This is a genomic window from Streptomyces sp. NPDC001709, assembly GCF_053596375.1.
Genome location: NZ_JBSFGB010000089.1, coordinates 1 through 13,356 on the forward strand (window position 1 = coordinate 1; position 13,356 = coordinate 13,356).

Annotated in this window: 11 protein-coding genes and 2 pseudogenes; 6 read left to right on the forward strand and 7 right to left on the reverse strand. The window is 67.8% G+C overall.

From position 1 onward, the window contains the following. Positions 1–171: 171 nt before the first annotated feature. The gene (locus ACWC0C_RS46955) at positions 172–1,056 is read right to left on the reverse strand and encodes a hypothetical protein (protein ID WP_450871232.1); all 885 of its coding nucleotides are present in this window, start codon (positions 1,054–1,056) and stop codon (positions 172–174) included. Positions 1,057–2,012: 956 nt separating this feature from the next. Here ACWC0C_RS46955 and ACWC0C_RS46960 point away from each other — a divergent pair. After that, the gene (locus ACWC0C_RS46960) at positions 2,013–2,333 is read left to right on the forward strand and encodes a hypothetical protein (RefSeq protein WP_450871234.1); all 321 of its coding nucleotides are present in this window, start codon (positions 2,013–2,015) and stop codon (positions 2,331–2,333) included. A gap of 37 nt (positions 2,334–2,370) precedes the next feature. On the opposite strand, the pseudogene ACWC0C_RS46965 reads toward ACWC0C_RS46960, so the two are convergent. Further along, positions 2,371–2,499, reverse strand: a pseudogene (locus tag ACWC0C_RS46965) (ATP-binding protein); the annotation flags it as partial. 223 nt (positions 2,500–2,722) lie between these two features. Here ACWC0C_RS46965 and ACWC0C_RS46970 point away from each other — a divergent pair. The 3 genes from ACWC0C_RS46970 to ACWC0C_RS46980 all read left to right on the forward strand — a co-directional run bounded on the left by ACWC0C_RS46970 (position 2,723) and on the right by ACWC0C_RS46980 (position 7,034). Beyond that, positions 2,723–4,120, forward strand: coding sequence for an FAD-dependent oxidoreductase (locus ACWC0C_RS46970; RefSeq protein ID WP_450871236.1), 1,398 nt, complete (start codon positions 2,723–2,725; stop codon positions 4,118–4,120). Between the two features lie 310 nt (positions 4,121–4,430). Then, a complete protein-coding gene (locus ACWC0C_RS46975; RefSeq protein ID WP_450871238.1) occupies positions 4,431–6,308 on the forward strand; it encodes a CASTOR/POLLUX-related putative ion channel in 1,878 nt (625 codons plus the stop codon). Between the two features lie 87 nt (positions 6,309–6,395). Then, complete coding sequence (locus ACWC0C_RS46980) at positions 6,396–7,034, forward strand: hypothetical protein (protein ID WP_450871240.1); 639 nt, start codon at positions 6,396–6,398, stop codon at positions 7,032–7,034. Between the two features lie 45 nt (positions 7,035–7,079). Here the strand turns inward: ACWC0C_RS46980 and ACWC0C_RS46985 are convergent, their stop codons facing one another. After that, a complete protein-coding gene (locus tag ACWC0C_RS46985; RefSeq protein WP_450871242.1) occupies positions 7,080–7,427 on the reverse strand; it encodes a hypothetical protein in 348 nt (115 codons plus the stop codon). A gap of 409 nt (positions 7,428–7,836) precedes the next feature. Continuing rightward, a pseudogene (locus ACWC0C_RS46990) lies at positions 7,837–8,322 on the reverse strand (low temperature requirement protein A); the annotation flags it as partial. Between the two features lie 21 nt (positions 8,323–8,343). On the opposite strand from ACWC0C_RS46990, the gene ACWC0C_RS46995 reads away from it, so the two are divergent. After that, positions 8,344–9,012 (forward strand): carbonic anhydrase, encoded by a 669-nt coding sequence (locus ACWC0C_RS46995; RefSeq protein ID WP_450871244.1) that lies wholly within the window; start codon positions 8,344–8,346, stop codon positions 9,010–9,012. 46 nt (positions 9,013–9,058) lie between these two features. Here ACWC0C_RS46995 and ACWC0C_RS47000 read toward each other — a convergent pair whose 3' ends face one another. Next, the gene (locus tag ACWC0C_RS47000) at positions 9,059–10,036 is read right to left on the reverse strand and encodes an L-threonylcarbamoyladenylate synthase (RefSeq protein ID WP_450871246.1); all 978 of its coding nucleotides are present in this window, start codon (positions 10,034–10,036) and stop codon (positions 9,059–9,061) included. A 511-nt stretch (positions 10,037–10,547) separates the two neighbouring features. Next, a complete protein-coding gene (locus ACWC0C_RS47005; RefSeq protein ID WP_450871252.1) occupies positions 10,548–10,688 on the reverse strand; it encodes a hypothetical protein in 141 nt (46 codons plus the stop codon). Between the two features lie 265 nt (positions 10,689–10,953). On the opposite strand from ACWC0C_RS47005, the gene ACWC0C_RS47010 reads away from it, so the two are divergent. Further along, on the forward strand, positions 10,954–12,237 hold the full coding sequence (locus ACWC0C_RS47010; RefSeq protein WP_450871248.1) for an ankyrin repeat domain-containing protein: 1,284 nt from the start codon (positions 10,954–10,956) through the stop codon (positions 12,235–12,237). A 195-nt stretch (positions 12,238–12,432) separates the two neighbouring features. Here ACWC0C_RS47010 and ACWC0C_RS47015 read toward each other — a convergent pair whose 3' ends face one another. Beyond that, on the reverse strand, positions 12,433–13,149 hold the full coding sequence (locus tag ACWC0C_RS47015; RefSeq protein ID WP_450871250.1) for a non-ribosomal peptide synthetase: 717 nt from the start codon (positions 13,147–13,149) through the stop codon (positions 12,433–12,435). Between the last annotated feature and the right edge of the window lie 207 nt (positions 13,150–13,356).

Consider the following 13,356-nt stretch of genomic DNA (forward strand, 5'->3'; position numbering starts at 1 on the left):
CCACGAACACGAGACCAACCACTACGCTCAACACCAGCCCCAACCGGCGGCTGGAGCCAACACATAGAGCCTCCACCGACCCCGGAGCGCTTCAGGGTCACGAACCGCCCACATCCCCCTAACCAAGGCATCCTCAATTGGGTATTGCGGCCCTCTGATTACTCCTGAATGTCAGGCGCTGCACCATTTATTCGAATACCCCGAGATCGTGTTGCCAGCGTGGTAGTCGTGGGTGTCGCTGTAGGCCCAGCAGTCCTTCACTACGCCATTGCTGTAGGTGATGTGCAGGTCGGACTCACTGGTCCAGCTGTCCAGCCCATTAGCATGCACGTAGATTGAGGGCGAGGGGACGAGGTCGTCCTCCGGATTGCGCCAGCGGGCCGCGCCCTCGATGTAGATCTCGCGCCGCCTGATCGCATCGCGCAGCGCGACCAGGACGCACAGCTCGTACGGGATGCCTTGGACCTTGCCCTTGTCATCCACGACGGCCTCGCGACAGTCCTTGCGTACGACGCCGTCCATCGGCACCGCGTCCGCGGCGTCGTAGAAGCGGGTCTTGCCGTCGGCGTCGGCGTACTTCTCCAGCAGCGCGAGCGCGTCCATCACCGGCCGGTAGGCGGTGTTGTTGCAGCGAAAGCCCAGCGTGCGCAGCAGCGGCGGCAGCATCTGCCGGTAGTACGAGCTGTACGAGGAGCGCAGCGTGGTGCGGACCTTGGCCTTGAAGACCTTCTCGTTCGCCTTCGCCTCGGCCACCAAGTCGCGCAGCGTCTTCTCCCCCACCACCGGGTAGAGGGCCATGCGCACGGTCTTGTCGGGCTGGCCGATCGCCGCGTTGGCGAGCCTGAAGAGGATGCCCTCCTTGCCCCGGACCTTCTTCAACTCGGCCGTCAGCTGCCTCTCGACCCGCCGCTCGGCGCGAGCGTTGATCTTCTGCACCAGGACGATCAGCAGATCCCCCAGGGCGTCGGTGATCTCCGACTGCCGGGAGGAGCACAGCGCCGCGAGCAGCGTGATCCGTACGTCCTCGGCGGTGTCGCGGAAGTCCGAGGGGTACATCTTGATCGCCCGCGCCCGTCTACCGGGGCCACAAGACCAGCATCTGGCTGAAGAGCGCCAGGGCCGACGCCGCGCCGAGAGGCCCTCACGAGAGTGGCGCGGGCCGTGCCGCGGGGCCATCAGTCGACGGCTCCGCATCCAGCCGGCGAAGGCAGGACCGCCTCTCCCGTCGTCCCCGCCCCGCTCGGGCCCGGGGAAACGGCGGACAACATGCTCACTAGCAACGCGTTCGCCGGGCTGGCGAAGCTGCTGGAAGCGCTCAGGGTACTCGACACCCGCATCGTGGAATCACTGGCCCAGCCACAAGCGCAGAGCCGCCCAAACGGCTGCAAGAGGTTTGGCTCGCCTGCCCGGACATCACCCGTGCCTGCGACCTCGCCCGCACATCCGCCGATCTCGTCCGTCACTGGCGCGGATACCTTCTTATGCAGTGGATCCGTCAGGCAGAGCAGAGCGCTCGGAAGCCGACACAGGGCTTCGCCGGCCCCCTCCGCCAGGACCTCGACGCCATCACCGCCGACCTCACCCTCCCGAGGAGCTCCGGTGTCGTCGAAGGCCATGTGAACCGGGTTAAGACCCGCCCCGGATCAATCAGGGACTCCAACCGGCCACCACCCGCTCGGCCACCGCGAGGGCGCTTCCGCAGTCCGGACAGGCGGCTCGCCCGAACAGGTAACGGACGCCATAGGCCAGGCCTTCCTGCCCGTCCGCCATTGCCCGCGAGAACAACCTCTACTGCATCCCTTCCAGCTCGTCACTCGCACCGGTTGGAGGGGGGCATCTGCACCTCTCGAAGCGCGTAGTCGTCGCTACAGCAGAAGAAGTCCTCCTGCTGTCGGCGTACTCCGTTGAGTGCTCCACGGAGTACGGAGATACCTGCACCAGGCTCGGCGAGTTGACGGTCAGTGCGGCAGGCCGCCGGCCCCGACCATGCGCAACCAGAAAGAAGGGGTGCCATGGGGCTGTGTCTGTTTCCCGGTGACGGTGACATCGACGGACCGGACGCTTGCTTCTCCCATGGAGGCTTCGCTCAGTTCCGTCACCATCTGGCCCATGCTGAAGGCTTCGACCTGGGCGAGATGATCGGCTTCGGCGGAGAGCGCCCATGGACAGAGGCCTCAACTGAACTGGAACCGTTCCTCAATCATCCAGACGATCACAGCAAGGATCTGTCCCCCCAGGACTGCGCCGCTGTTCGCCCCTGGTTGGAGGCGATCCTCGGGCGGTGGGTGTCGGAACCTCTCGATGCAGGCATGGAGAGACACAAAGAACGTTGATCTTTACCTCGGATGACGGATCTGACGCGGTGGTGGCTCAGGCTGCGTAGTCGCGGTCTCGTTCGATGACAGCGAGCCGGTTCTTGAGACGGCAGCTGGGGCCGTTGATGGAGATGACGCCGCAGTGGTGGAGGAGGCGGTCGGGGATGGCGGTGGCCAGGAGGTCAGAAGTCCCGCGGCTTTGACAGGGAATCCCACTGCCGGCCGGACACTGCACGCGGGGGCGGCCTGTTCCTCCGCACGTCCCCAGAGCATGGGCCAGCGCTGGTTGCCGGCCTTCCTCTGCTGTAACGCGCTCCCCGAGTGCTTCCCGAGCCCGGTGCCAGGCGGTTCAGCGGTGTCGTTGACTTACCGTGGACGCGCTGGCCCGGTCACGTGTGGGAGACGGCATGGGAGCAGATCACCCTTGGGGCAGGGCCGTTGTCGTCGGCAGCAGTTATGCGGGGCTGGTGACTGCACGGGTGCTGGCCGGCTTCTTCGATGAGGTCGTCCTTGTGGAGCGGGACGCTGTGGACGAGGACACCGGTGCGCATCCGGGCGCCCTGCAGGGCCACCACGCGCATGCCATGCTGTCGCGTGGCGGGGAGATCCTGGAGCGGCTGTTTCCGGGGCTGCGTGAGGAGTTGAGACAGGCAGGGGCGCCGGTCTTCGACTACGGGGAGGGCATCGACTTCCTGCTGCCCGCCGGTCCCGCACCCCGCAACCGCACCGGTGTGCGTATCCAGACTTTCACCCGAGACGAGCTGGAGCGCCGGCTGCGCCGCAAAGTGCTCACGCTGCCCGGCGTCACACTGCTGGCGTCCACCCGGTGCACGGGCCTGACCAAGAATCCGTCAGGCCGGGTGAGCGGGGTGACGTGCCAGGTGCGGAGCGCGGACCCTGTCGAGATCACCGCCGATCTCGTCGTCGACGCCTCCGGGCGGTCCAGCGCCCTGACTCGCTGGCTGGGCGCGATGGGCATCACCGTGCCGCCGAAGCGCACGGTGAAGGCGAAAGTCACGTACACATCGATGATCTTCGACCGGCTCGACAAGAGCCACCCCGGCCACCCGGACTTCTATGTTGCCTACCAGATGCTGTTCGCTCCCGGCGTGCCCCGGGCCGGGGACCTGCTCGCCGTGGAGCGCAACCGGTGGACGTGCTCGCTGTTCGCCTTCCAGGACCAGCCGCCGACCGACAACGCGGGCTACCTGGCATTTGCCGAGAGCCTGAACAATCCGCGCCTGGCCCAGCAGATCGGTCGGCGCACCGTCCAGGAGCCCACCCGCCGCTACACCAACGTCGACAACCAGTGGCGGCTCTACCACGCGGTCAAGGAATGGCCGGATCGGCTCGTCGCCGTCGGCGACGCCGTCTGCGTCTTCAACCCCGTCTACGGCCAGGGCCTGACGGTCGCCGCGATGGAGGCGGAAGTGCTGCAGGGCATGCTGGCCCGGCGCAGCGCCTCCGGGCATCTGGACGGTCTCGCCGCCGGATTCCAGAAGAAGGTGGGCCGCCTGGTGTTTGGCCCCTGGACCCTGTCCACCGGCTGCGACCTGATGTGGCACCCGGAAAGTCAGCCGCTCGCGGCGCGTTTCGCGCACTGGTACAACACACGTGTGTTTCACGTGGCGGTGAGGGACGCTGGCGTGTGGTCGAGGTTCGTGCGGGTGGTGAACATGGTCGCCTCCCCTGCCGTGCTGTTCCACCCGGTGGTGGCGTTGAAGGTTCTGACTGCACAGCCAGCCAAGGGCCGGACCCGGAACGCTGTGCCCGCTCCGGAGTCGGCGCGGTCGCGCGGCACGTAGCTGGACCGGCCGCAGCGGTTTCGGCCGGGGCTGGCGGCCACTGTGGCGGTCTTCTCTGGGGCAGTGCGCGCGGCGCGGGTCGTTGCCGGGCTCAGCGCATGGTGCGGAGGTTTCGGTCAGTGGTCGTTGAGGGTGAGCGCGGCGCCGGGACCTCGGCGGCGGGCGTAGGAGGCGATCTCCTTCGTGGCCTGGCCTGCTCGAGGCGTGTAAGGCGGGCGAGCACCTGCAACGGTGTTGCTCACCGCTGCGCCATGAAGGGCCCGGGCGCTGGACAACGGTCCCGGCAAAGGGAACGTCAAAGGGGGTTGGGGTGGGGCGCGGCAGACTGAGGGAGCGGTTTCGGTACTGGTTCGACAGCACGATGGACCGGGGGACGCCGGCACTGATCAGCTGGCTCGCGCTTGCCTCGGTTGTGCTCATCGTGCTGGTCACGGCTCTGGTGATGGCGTTGACCAACACCGAAGCCGAGCACAACGGGGGCTGGCTGGGCGTGGCGTGGATGAGTCTGCTGCGCGCCCTGGACCCGGGCACCATGGGGGCAGACACCGGCGGGCCGGTGTTCCTGGCCCTGATGCTGACAGTGACCGTCGGCGGGATCTTCATCGTCAGTGCGCTGATCGGTGTCCTGACCACTGGCCTGGATCACCGGATCCAGGAGCTGCGCAAGGGCCGGTCACGGCTGATCGAGCGCGGGCACACGATCGTGCTGGGCTGGTCGGACCAGGTCTTCACGGTGATCGCGGAACTGGTCGAGGCGAACCAGAGCGAACGCCGCTCGTGCGTGGTCGTCCTCGCCGCCCAGGACAAGGTCGACATGGACGACGCGATCCGCTCCCGGATCCCCGACACCGGCCACACCCGCGTCATCTGCCGCTCGGGCAACCCTCTGGTGCGGTCGGATCTGGAACTGGTCAGCCCTGACACCGCCAAGTCGATCATGGTGCTGCCCCCGGTCGGCGACGACAACGACATCAATGTCATCAAAGTCCTCCTGCTGCTGAACAGCCGGACCTGGAGCGGCATGCGCCCCACCGTCGTGGCCGCGGTGCAGGATTCGGAGAATGTTGCCGCCGCCCGGCTGGCTGCGGGTGAAAACGCCTTGGTCATCGACGCCGACGACATCACTGTCCGCCTCGTCGCGCAGGCGCACCGGCAGACGGGACTGTCCACCGTCTTCAACGAATTGCTGAGTTTCGTCCGTAACGAGTTCTACATGCGTGACGAGCCCGCTGTCGTCGGGGCGGCCTTCGGTGAGGCCCTTCACGCGTATGACCTCGGAGTCCCTGTCGGTCTGCGCCGAAGCAACGGAAAAGTATTGATCAACCCCGCGATGGACACCGTCATCGGCCCTGGCGACCAGATGCTCCTGGTCGCGGAGGACGATCTGGTGATCCGGCTGGCCCAGACTCCGCCGTCCATCGTCGAATCAGTGATCACTTCGGCCCTCGGCCAGCCACCGAAGCCGGACCGCACTCTTTTGATCGGCACCAACTCCCGTGCGCCGAAGCTCGTCAAACTCCTGGACAGCTTTGTGAAGCCGGGCTCGATTCTGGACATCGCCTCGCCACGGCCACCGGCGCAGGGCCTGCGGGAGGGCCTTGAGAACCTCACGGTGGGTCACAAGCGCTGCGAGCCGACTCGCCGATCATCGCTGGAGGCCCTGGACCTGGGCGGCTACGGGCACGTCGTTGTCCTCGCGGACGATAGCATCAGCCCGGGCCCGGCGGACGACCGGACACTGGTGACGCTGCTCCACCTCCGCGACATCCAAGACCGCCTCGGGTACCCATACTCGATCGTCACCGAGATGAACGACGACGCCAACCGCGAAGTCGCCCAGGTCACCAGGGCAGACGACTTCATCGTCAGCACCAAGGTGATCAGCCTCGTGCTGACACAACTGACGGAGAACCAGCACCTGTACGCCGTTTTCACCGACCTTTTGGATCCCGAGGGCTCGGAGATCTACCTCAAGCCGTCGTCCAACTACCTCGTTCCGGGGGCCGAGGCCAACTTCGCCACTGTGATCGAGGCGGCACGCCGACGAGGAGAGACAGCCATCGGCTACCGCCTGGCACGCCGCAGCGACGAGCCGCCCGAGTACGGGATCTTTCTGAACCCGTCCAGGACAAAGCCGTTGGTACTGACCGAGAAAGACGCGGTCGTCGTACTCGCCGAGCAATCTTGAGACCAGCTGAGCAGCGGCGCAGAATCAGGATCGCAGGGCTCCTGTCCGCACCCGCTGGCCGAGCTGGCGGCGGCGCGGGCGGACGAGATGGACGCCGACACCGTCAACCGGGAGCTGTCCATCACACGCAAGGCGATCGGCTGGTGGCAGCGCCAGGGCTGGATCGAAGGCGATCCGACGGTCGGCATCGAGCGGCGGCCGGCACCGCCGGACCGCACCAAGGCTCTCGCGGAGAACCAGATCGCCGCCCTGTGGAGCCTCGACGTCGGCCTGCGGGAGAAGACGCAGTGGAAGATGCTCTACGAGTCCGCCGCACGGGCCGACGAGGTGCTGTGCCCGAACGTGGAAGACCTCTACCCGCAGGACAAGCGCGGCAGGATCACCGCCAAGGGCAGGGCGACCGAGTGGATCCACTGGCAGTCCGGCACCGCCCAGCTCCTGCCCCGCCTGATCGGCCGGCGTACCCGCGGCCCGCTGTTCCTCACCGACCGCAAGGCGCCAGCAGGAACGCCGACGCTCGGCTTCTGCCCCGAGACCGGCCGGGCCCGGCTCTCCTACCTCCGGGCCGAGGAGATCTTCAAGTGGCGTCGTCGCCCTGGGCCGATTCTGCTCCGATGCCGTCTCGCTGCCATCGGCAGAAATGGTGAGAGATCCATCTTCCACGGCACGGTGACCCCCGCGTCACCAGCACAAGCGTCCCGAGCCCCATGCACACCAGACCCGTGACCAGCAACTTCACGATGCACACCGCTCAATCTGTCTGCCCGTCAGTCAGTGCTGGTGCGTGGCGAGATGGGCGGTGTATTCGGCGCGGGTGATGACGCGGTCGTGATTGGTGTCCATGGCGTCGCACACGGCTGTCCACAGTGCCCGGTAGGCGACCTCGGCGCGGAGGGCGCGGGCAGGGTCGTCGATGGTGTGGATGTGGATGGTGAAGTCTTGCCAGGTGATCACGCCGTCCCGGTCTACGTCCAGTGCCTCGAAGGTGGCATGGGTGTCGTAGGGCGGGGGCTGGGAGCGGCCTTGTGCTGCTTCCTTCGTGTCGGCGCCGGGTGCGGTGGTGCGGGCCGCGGGCCTCCGTGGCCGGGAGGGTGAGGCCGAGTAAGACGAAGACGCCAAGTCCCAGCAGGGCGTGGCGGTGGGTGGTGAGGGGGATGGCGGTCAGGCATCCGGTGGTGACGACGAGGACGGCACAGTTGGGGCGGCGGCCTTGCAGTGCCCACATGGCGGTGAGGGCGAGCGTGAACGTCGCCAGTCCAACCCCCATGGCCAGCGTGTGGAGTCCGGGTAGGCGCGGCCCCCACGTATTCGGGCCCAGACCACGGCCGATGGCGCGCAGCGCGAAGCCGAAGCCGACCATGCCGGCGAGCACGATGAGGTGTAGCCAGTTGGTGTTCGGCGGTGGGTTGCAGCGTCGAGAAGTACAGCCACCACATGGACGTGGCGTTGATGAGTGCCAGGCCGATGAGGATGAGTTGCGGCGCGCCGATGGGCTCGCCGCGCATTGGGCAGCCACCCACCAGCGGCGGATGAACAGGTAGGCGGCCAGCGCCTCACAGTCCAGGCCGGCCAGCCACAGGCCAATTCGGTGGTGTTGCGGCACCTGGGTGGACACTGCGATCAGTACGGCGGTGGCCATGGAGGCGGCCGCGACCAGTAGCGGCCGCCATCCGGCGCCGCGGCCGCGGATGACCCACAGGGTGCAGGCCGAGGCGCTGCGGGCCAGCAGGTAGGCGAGCAGGAACACCAGTACACGCAGGTTGAGGCCCGGCTCCACGAAGGCACGCGGCAGTGCGAGGCCGAGGAACACGAGCCCGACGAGGGCGGATACGTGGCAGGAACGGATGGTGCCCGCATCAGCGTCGGCAGTGTTGGCCGCCCACACGTACGTCATCCAGCAGCCCCACAGCATGGCCAGTACCAGCAGTCCACGCAGCGCGCCCTCCGAGGTCTGGTCGCGCAGCACGAGCACGCCGGTCTGGGCGAAGGCGCACGCCGCCATCACATCGAACATCAGCTTGAAGCCGGACAGCTCGTGATCTCGGTCGGTGAAGCGGACCGCCGGACGCCACCGCCTCACCCGGAGAGTGCCGCGGCTCGGAGCGCGGCGCTCACGCCGGCGCTCCAGGCGCAACACACCGTCCCCGAGCACCCGAACCAGGACGCCGCCCGCCGCGCCGAGATCGCACCATCCCAGCAACCCTTCGCCGTGCTGTTCGGCTGTTCCGACTCCCGGCTGGCCGCCGAGATCATCTTCAATCGCGGTCTGGGTGACCTGTTCGTGGTGCGCACCGCGGGCCACGTCATGGGCCCGGAGGTGCTGGGCAGCATCGAATACGGCGTAGACATCCTCGGCTGCCCGCTGGTCGTGATCCTCGGCCACGACTCGTGCGGCGCGGTCGGCGCGGCGTGCGCCGCGCTGGAGGACGGCATGACACCGGCCGGGTACGTCCGGGACGTCGTGGAGCGGGTGACGCCCAGCGTGCTGGCGGCGCGGGCCGCCGGAAAGGTCGAGCCCGAGGAGATCCTCGCCGAGCACATAAGGCACACCGTCGACCTGCTGCTGGACCGCTCCCGGGTGCTCGCCGAGAAGGTCGCCGCCGGGCAGGCGGCCGTGGTGGGCCTGTGCTACCGCCTGGCCGACGGCAGCGCGCAGCTCGTCGCGGCCCGCGGCCTCGATGTGGCGGTGCCCGCCGCGTCCTGACCGCCACGGCCCTGGCTGCTTGGGGACGCCACCAATCCGATGCTGGTCACGCAGAGGTCCGGGGCCCTGCGGCGCGGCGGAGCCGGTTGGCGATCGCGAGTCCCAGGCCCTCCTCCACGGGCAGGGACGCGACGATGAGGTCGCACCCCTGCTGGTCGAGTTCGCGCAGGAACCCGTACAGCCCGCGCGCATAGGCAGTCGGCGAACCGGGGACCGTCACCACGGCGTGCGCCTTCACTGGAGCGTTGGCGAAGGCGGGGGGAAGGAAGACCCCAACCTGGTGGCCCAACTCCTGCGCGAGCTCCGCTTCGGCGACGACCTTCTCGGGCTCGACGAGGACGACTCGCGCACGCGGCGCGTAGTGCGACGGATGCTGGCCCGGCACGCGGACACGGCTGGTCGAGGGCACCGCCAGCGGGCACCCCAGCACCGCTTCGAGATCCTCGCGCGACACCCCGCCCGGCCGCAGGATGACCGGGGCATCGCCCGTGGCGTCGACGATGGTCGATTCGACGCCGACCTCGCAGGGGCCACCGTCCAGCACGAAATCGACGGCGTCTCCGAGCTCGGCACGGACATGGTCCGCTGTCGTGGGGCTGACCGAGCCGAAGCGGTTGGCGGACGGCGCCGTGACACCGCCGCCGAAGGCCGACAGCAGCGCGAGTGCCACAGGGTGGTCGGGCACGCGCACGGCCACCGTCTCCAGGCCCCCCGTCGCTTCCAGGGGCACCCGACGACCACGCCGCAGGACCAGCGTGAGTGGCCCCGGCCAGAAGCGTTCGGCCAGCAGGCGCGCCATCGCGGGCACGTCCTGGACCCAGTCGTCCAGCTGCTCCGCGCCGCCGACGTGGACGATCAGCGGGTGGGAGGGCGGACGTCCCTTGACCTGGAAGATACGCGCGACGGCGGCGGGGTCCTCGGCGTTGGCGCCCAGTCCGTAGACCGTTTCCGTCGGGAGGGCCACCAGGCCGCCGGCGCGCAGCACACCGGCTGCCTTCTCGATGCCACTGATACTTGCCGTCACCCTCGTAATCCTAGGAGGACATCAGACCGGCGACGGCCATGATCATCTCAGGGCCAACCAGGTTTCACCTGCTACGGCTCTCGGCCAGGTGTTCCTCGCCCGCACCGAGCATCAGATCAGTAGCCCGAGCCCCCGGCATGCTCACGGAAGGACTGCAAGAGATCGACAACGACAGCTAGGACCGAAACGGATGTGCACCGGTCCCCGGATTTGCGTATGCAGTGCGCACCCTCAGCCGACATTGCGCATCAACTCGCGGATCCTAATGCGCTGGTCGTAGCCGCGTACGGACGGGCCGTGGGACCGGGCAGGGTGATCCTGTCCGGCCCCGCTGTCGTCGGGCCAGCCGTCCTGCTGGGCGGGCCTTCCAGCCGTTGGGCGGGAGCCATGGAACGCCCTAGGCGGCGAGTTGGTCACGCTTCCAGCCGTCGGCGGGCGTGCGAGCGGTTTCGAGAAGCCGACGCAGCCGATCCAGCATGAGCTCGACTCCCGCACGGCAGTGCCGGGGAACTCAGCCGAACGGCAGCCGTTGCACAAAGGCGCGAGCCGTCGCCCGCGGCTCCACCCGCTTGAACCGGCCCGCGATCCGGGCCATGGCCTGGTCGAACATCGCACGCCAACGGGCGGCATCTATGCTGTTGTCCGCGGCCACAGCACGATCTTCAGGGGTCCACGCAACCCTTGATGATCACGCGGTTGCCGATCCAGAAATACCGGGTGTGACAGGCTGCTTCAGCCAGTGGGATCCGCGCAGGACGAGGCTCGGGATCGACCGCCCATGCGTACATACCGTCAGCGGCCCGACGCCCGGATGTTCAGCCCATGGCTCCGGCCCGGGGACGGCGTGACGGACTCGTCCGACGATGTCTCTCCCGGCCTGCGGCTGCGTGGCGATCGAGACCAACAGGGGGTTGGGAATGGGCGAGGATCCACTCATCACGGCGGTGCGGAGCGGGGACGAGAACGCGGTCAGAATACTGCTCGAGGACGGGGCGGATCCCGACGTCTTCGACGAGCAGGGCACCCCCGCACTCTGCCTGGCCATCTCAGCGTTCAACTCGACGATCGCCAGCTACCTGGTGGAAGGCGGCGCGGATCCGGACCGCCGGCTGCCCGACGGGACCACTCCCCTCTTGCGGGCCGTCGACAGCGGTTCCATCGGTCTCGTCTTCGGCCTGCTCGGTGACGCGGCGGTGATCAGCGAGGCCACCCGCGCGGAACTGCTGGCACGCGCCCGGCAGTGGCACGAGATGGGCCCGGTCGCCATGCTCCGGGAGCGGACCGGCACCTCGGACGAGGTCGAGCGGGTTCGCATCCGGGACAGGGAATGGTTCACCGAGTACCACGAGCTCCGGTTCGGCGGAATGACCGTCCTCGACGGCCACACAGGGATCCTCACCCTCCTCGAGAAACACTTCGGACTGCACCTGGGCTTTGACGAATTGGCGGCCCGCGCGTGCGCACTCGAGTACCCGGACTGGGAGCACGCCGTCTGGTCGGAGATCGTCAGAACCCTTGCCCGGAGACAGGACGACGAGACCTGGGAGGCTGCGGCGGTACTGCGGGGCCATCCCGATCCCCTGCATCGCCGCTTCGGCGCGGAGGTCCTGGTCTGCCTCCACCTCGAGGCTGAGCTGACGAACGTCCCGAGTCCGTTCGAACAGCGCACGCTCGAGCTCCTCCTCGACTGGGCAAAGGAGGAGGCACACCCGGACGTCCTGGCCGAGACCCTGGCCGGCCTGAGCCACCATGAGGACCCGAGGATCGAGCCGCTGGGGCTCTCATTCCTTGCCCACGCTGCCCCACAGGTCCGTGTTGTGGTGCCTTCGACCCTGAGAATCGTGAACTCGGAGAGGTCCGGGCGGAAGACGTTCACCTCCGAGGGGCTGAACGTCCTGCTCACACTGGCCCGGGACACCGACTCCTCCGTTCGCCAAGTCGCCGGCTACGAGCTCGCGTACAGCCTGAATCCGGAACCCGCCATCGGGGACACCCTGGCCGATCTGCTCGATGACGAGGACCAGCAGACCCGGATCTGGGCCGTCTACGGACTGGCCGAGCGAGACGATCCGCGCTGTATCGATGGCGCAGACCGGGTGGGACCCGTCGACGAGTACGAGTCATGGTCCTGGATACTCCGTGCGCCCTCACGGTACGAGCAGCGCCAAAGGGAGCGGGAAGCTCCGGCCACGACCGAGTAGCGAATGCTCGCCTCTGCATCCCATCGTGAGCCGGCTGTGGACATCAGGGCCGACTCCGTACTGCCCACCCGGTACATGATGTGGCTGGCCATCTGGTCCCGACACCGCCACACCGGACACCTCAATCCCCGAACCCACCACCGAAGCACTCAGCCATAAACGACCAACACAAGATCACGAAATCGCACTGAAGTGCTAGAGCCCATCGTTTGGTTCATTTAGTAGTTGTACAAGGATGCTGGCTGGAGTGACGATCGCGGTGCCCATCGTGGTGTACACGGTGGCTCGGAGGACTTCCCCCAAGGGACGCGGACTCTGGGGCGTCCGTTCCTCCTCGGGGATCCAGGTCCCGCTGCCGCCGTCCCATTCCGAGGAGGCGATGGTCAGGAGCGGGACCGCCTCGGTGCCGCACTCGGGGCAGGGGCGGGGCACGGGGTCGGTGGGGATCCAGCGGGTCCAGCCTCCGGTCTTCCAGCCGGGAGCGTGGCAGAGATTGTTCAGGTAGAGCTCGCCCGGATCGTATGCGTACGTGTGGTACCGCGCAGGGTCGATCGTCTCCCAGCGACTCATGTCGTCCAGCTGGTCCCGAAGCTCCTTGCTCAGCTCCAAGGGGTTGGGGAATTCGGTGACCTGCTCCGGTGAGAGCAGGCTCGGCTCCGGGAGGTAGTACTCGGACTGGACGATGGGCGGCTCGGGCGGTGCGTCGAGGACGTCGGTGCCGGTAGCGGAGGAGCGCCAGAAGAGCGCGGGCTTCGGGTGGGCCATCTCGTGGTCGAAGGGGCACCACAGGACCTGGAGGAGGTCCGCGTCTGGCGGGCAGGGGAAGGGGATGTCGCGCGCGTAGAGCTGGGCGACGGGGAGGAGCGGGATCGGGCCGTCGAACCACGGCGACCCACCTTGATCCGCTCCCATGTTGCCAGTTCCTCGGGGGTCCACTCGGGTGCCTGAGGGTCATGGCGCAGCCGCTCGGCCGCTGCGGCGCGGTCGCGGCGAAGAAGCCGGATGTCGTTTGGGGAGAGGATGTCTAAAGATCTTTAACGGCTGAGGTTACGGCGGTTGAAGGTCGAGCCCGGTCTTGCCGATGAGACCCTCGATCAGGCTGGGGCGGTACTGCATCCG

Bases quoted from the DNA above. Each gene is read 5' to 3' on its own strand.
- ACWC0C_RS46955 (WP_450871232.1), bottom strand. From the start codon at position 1,056: ATGTACCCCTCGGACTTCCGCGACACCGCCGAGGACGTACGGATCACG.
- ACWC0C_RS46980 (WP_450871240.1), top strand. From the start codon at position 6,396: ATGGACGCCGACACCGTCAACCGGGAGCTGTCCATCACACGCAAGGCG.
- ACWC0C_RS47010 (WP_450871248.1), top strand. From the start codon at position 10,954: ATGGGCGAGGATCCACTCATCACGGCGGTGCGGAGCGGGGACGAGAAC.
- ACWC0C_RS46970 (WP_450871236.1), top strand. From the start codon at position 2,723: ATGGGAGCAGATCACCCTTGGGGCAGGGCCGTTGTCGTCGGCAGCAGT.
- ACWC0C_RS47015 (WP_450871250.1), bottom strand. From the start codon at position 13,149: ATGGGAGCGGATCAAGGTGGGTCGCCGTGGTTCGACGGCCCGATCCCG.
- ACWC0C_RS46960 (WP_450871234.1), top strand. From the start codon at position 2,013: ATGGGGCTGTGTCTGTTTCCCGGTGACGGTGACATCGACGGACCGGAC.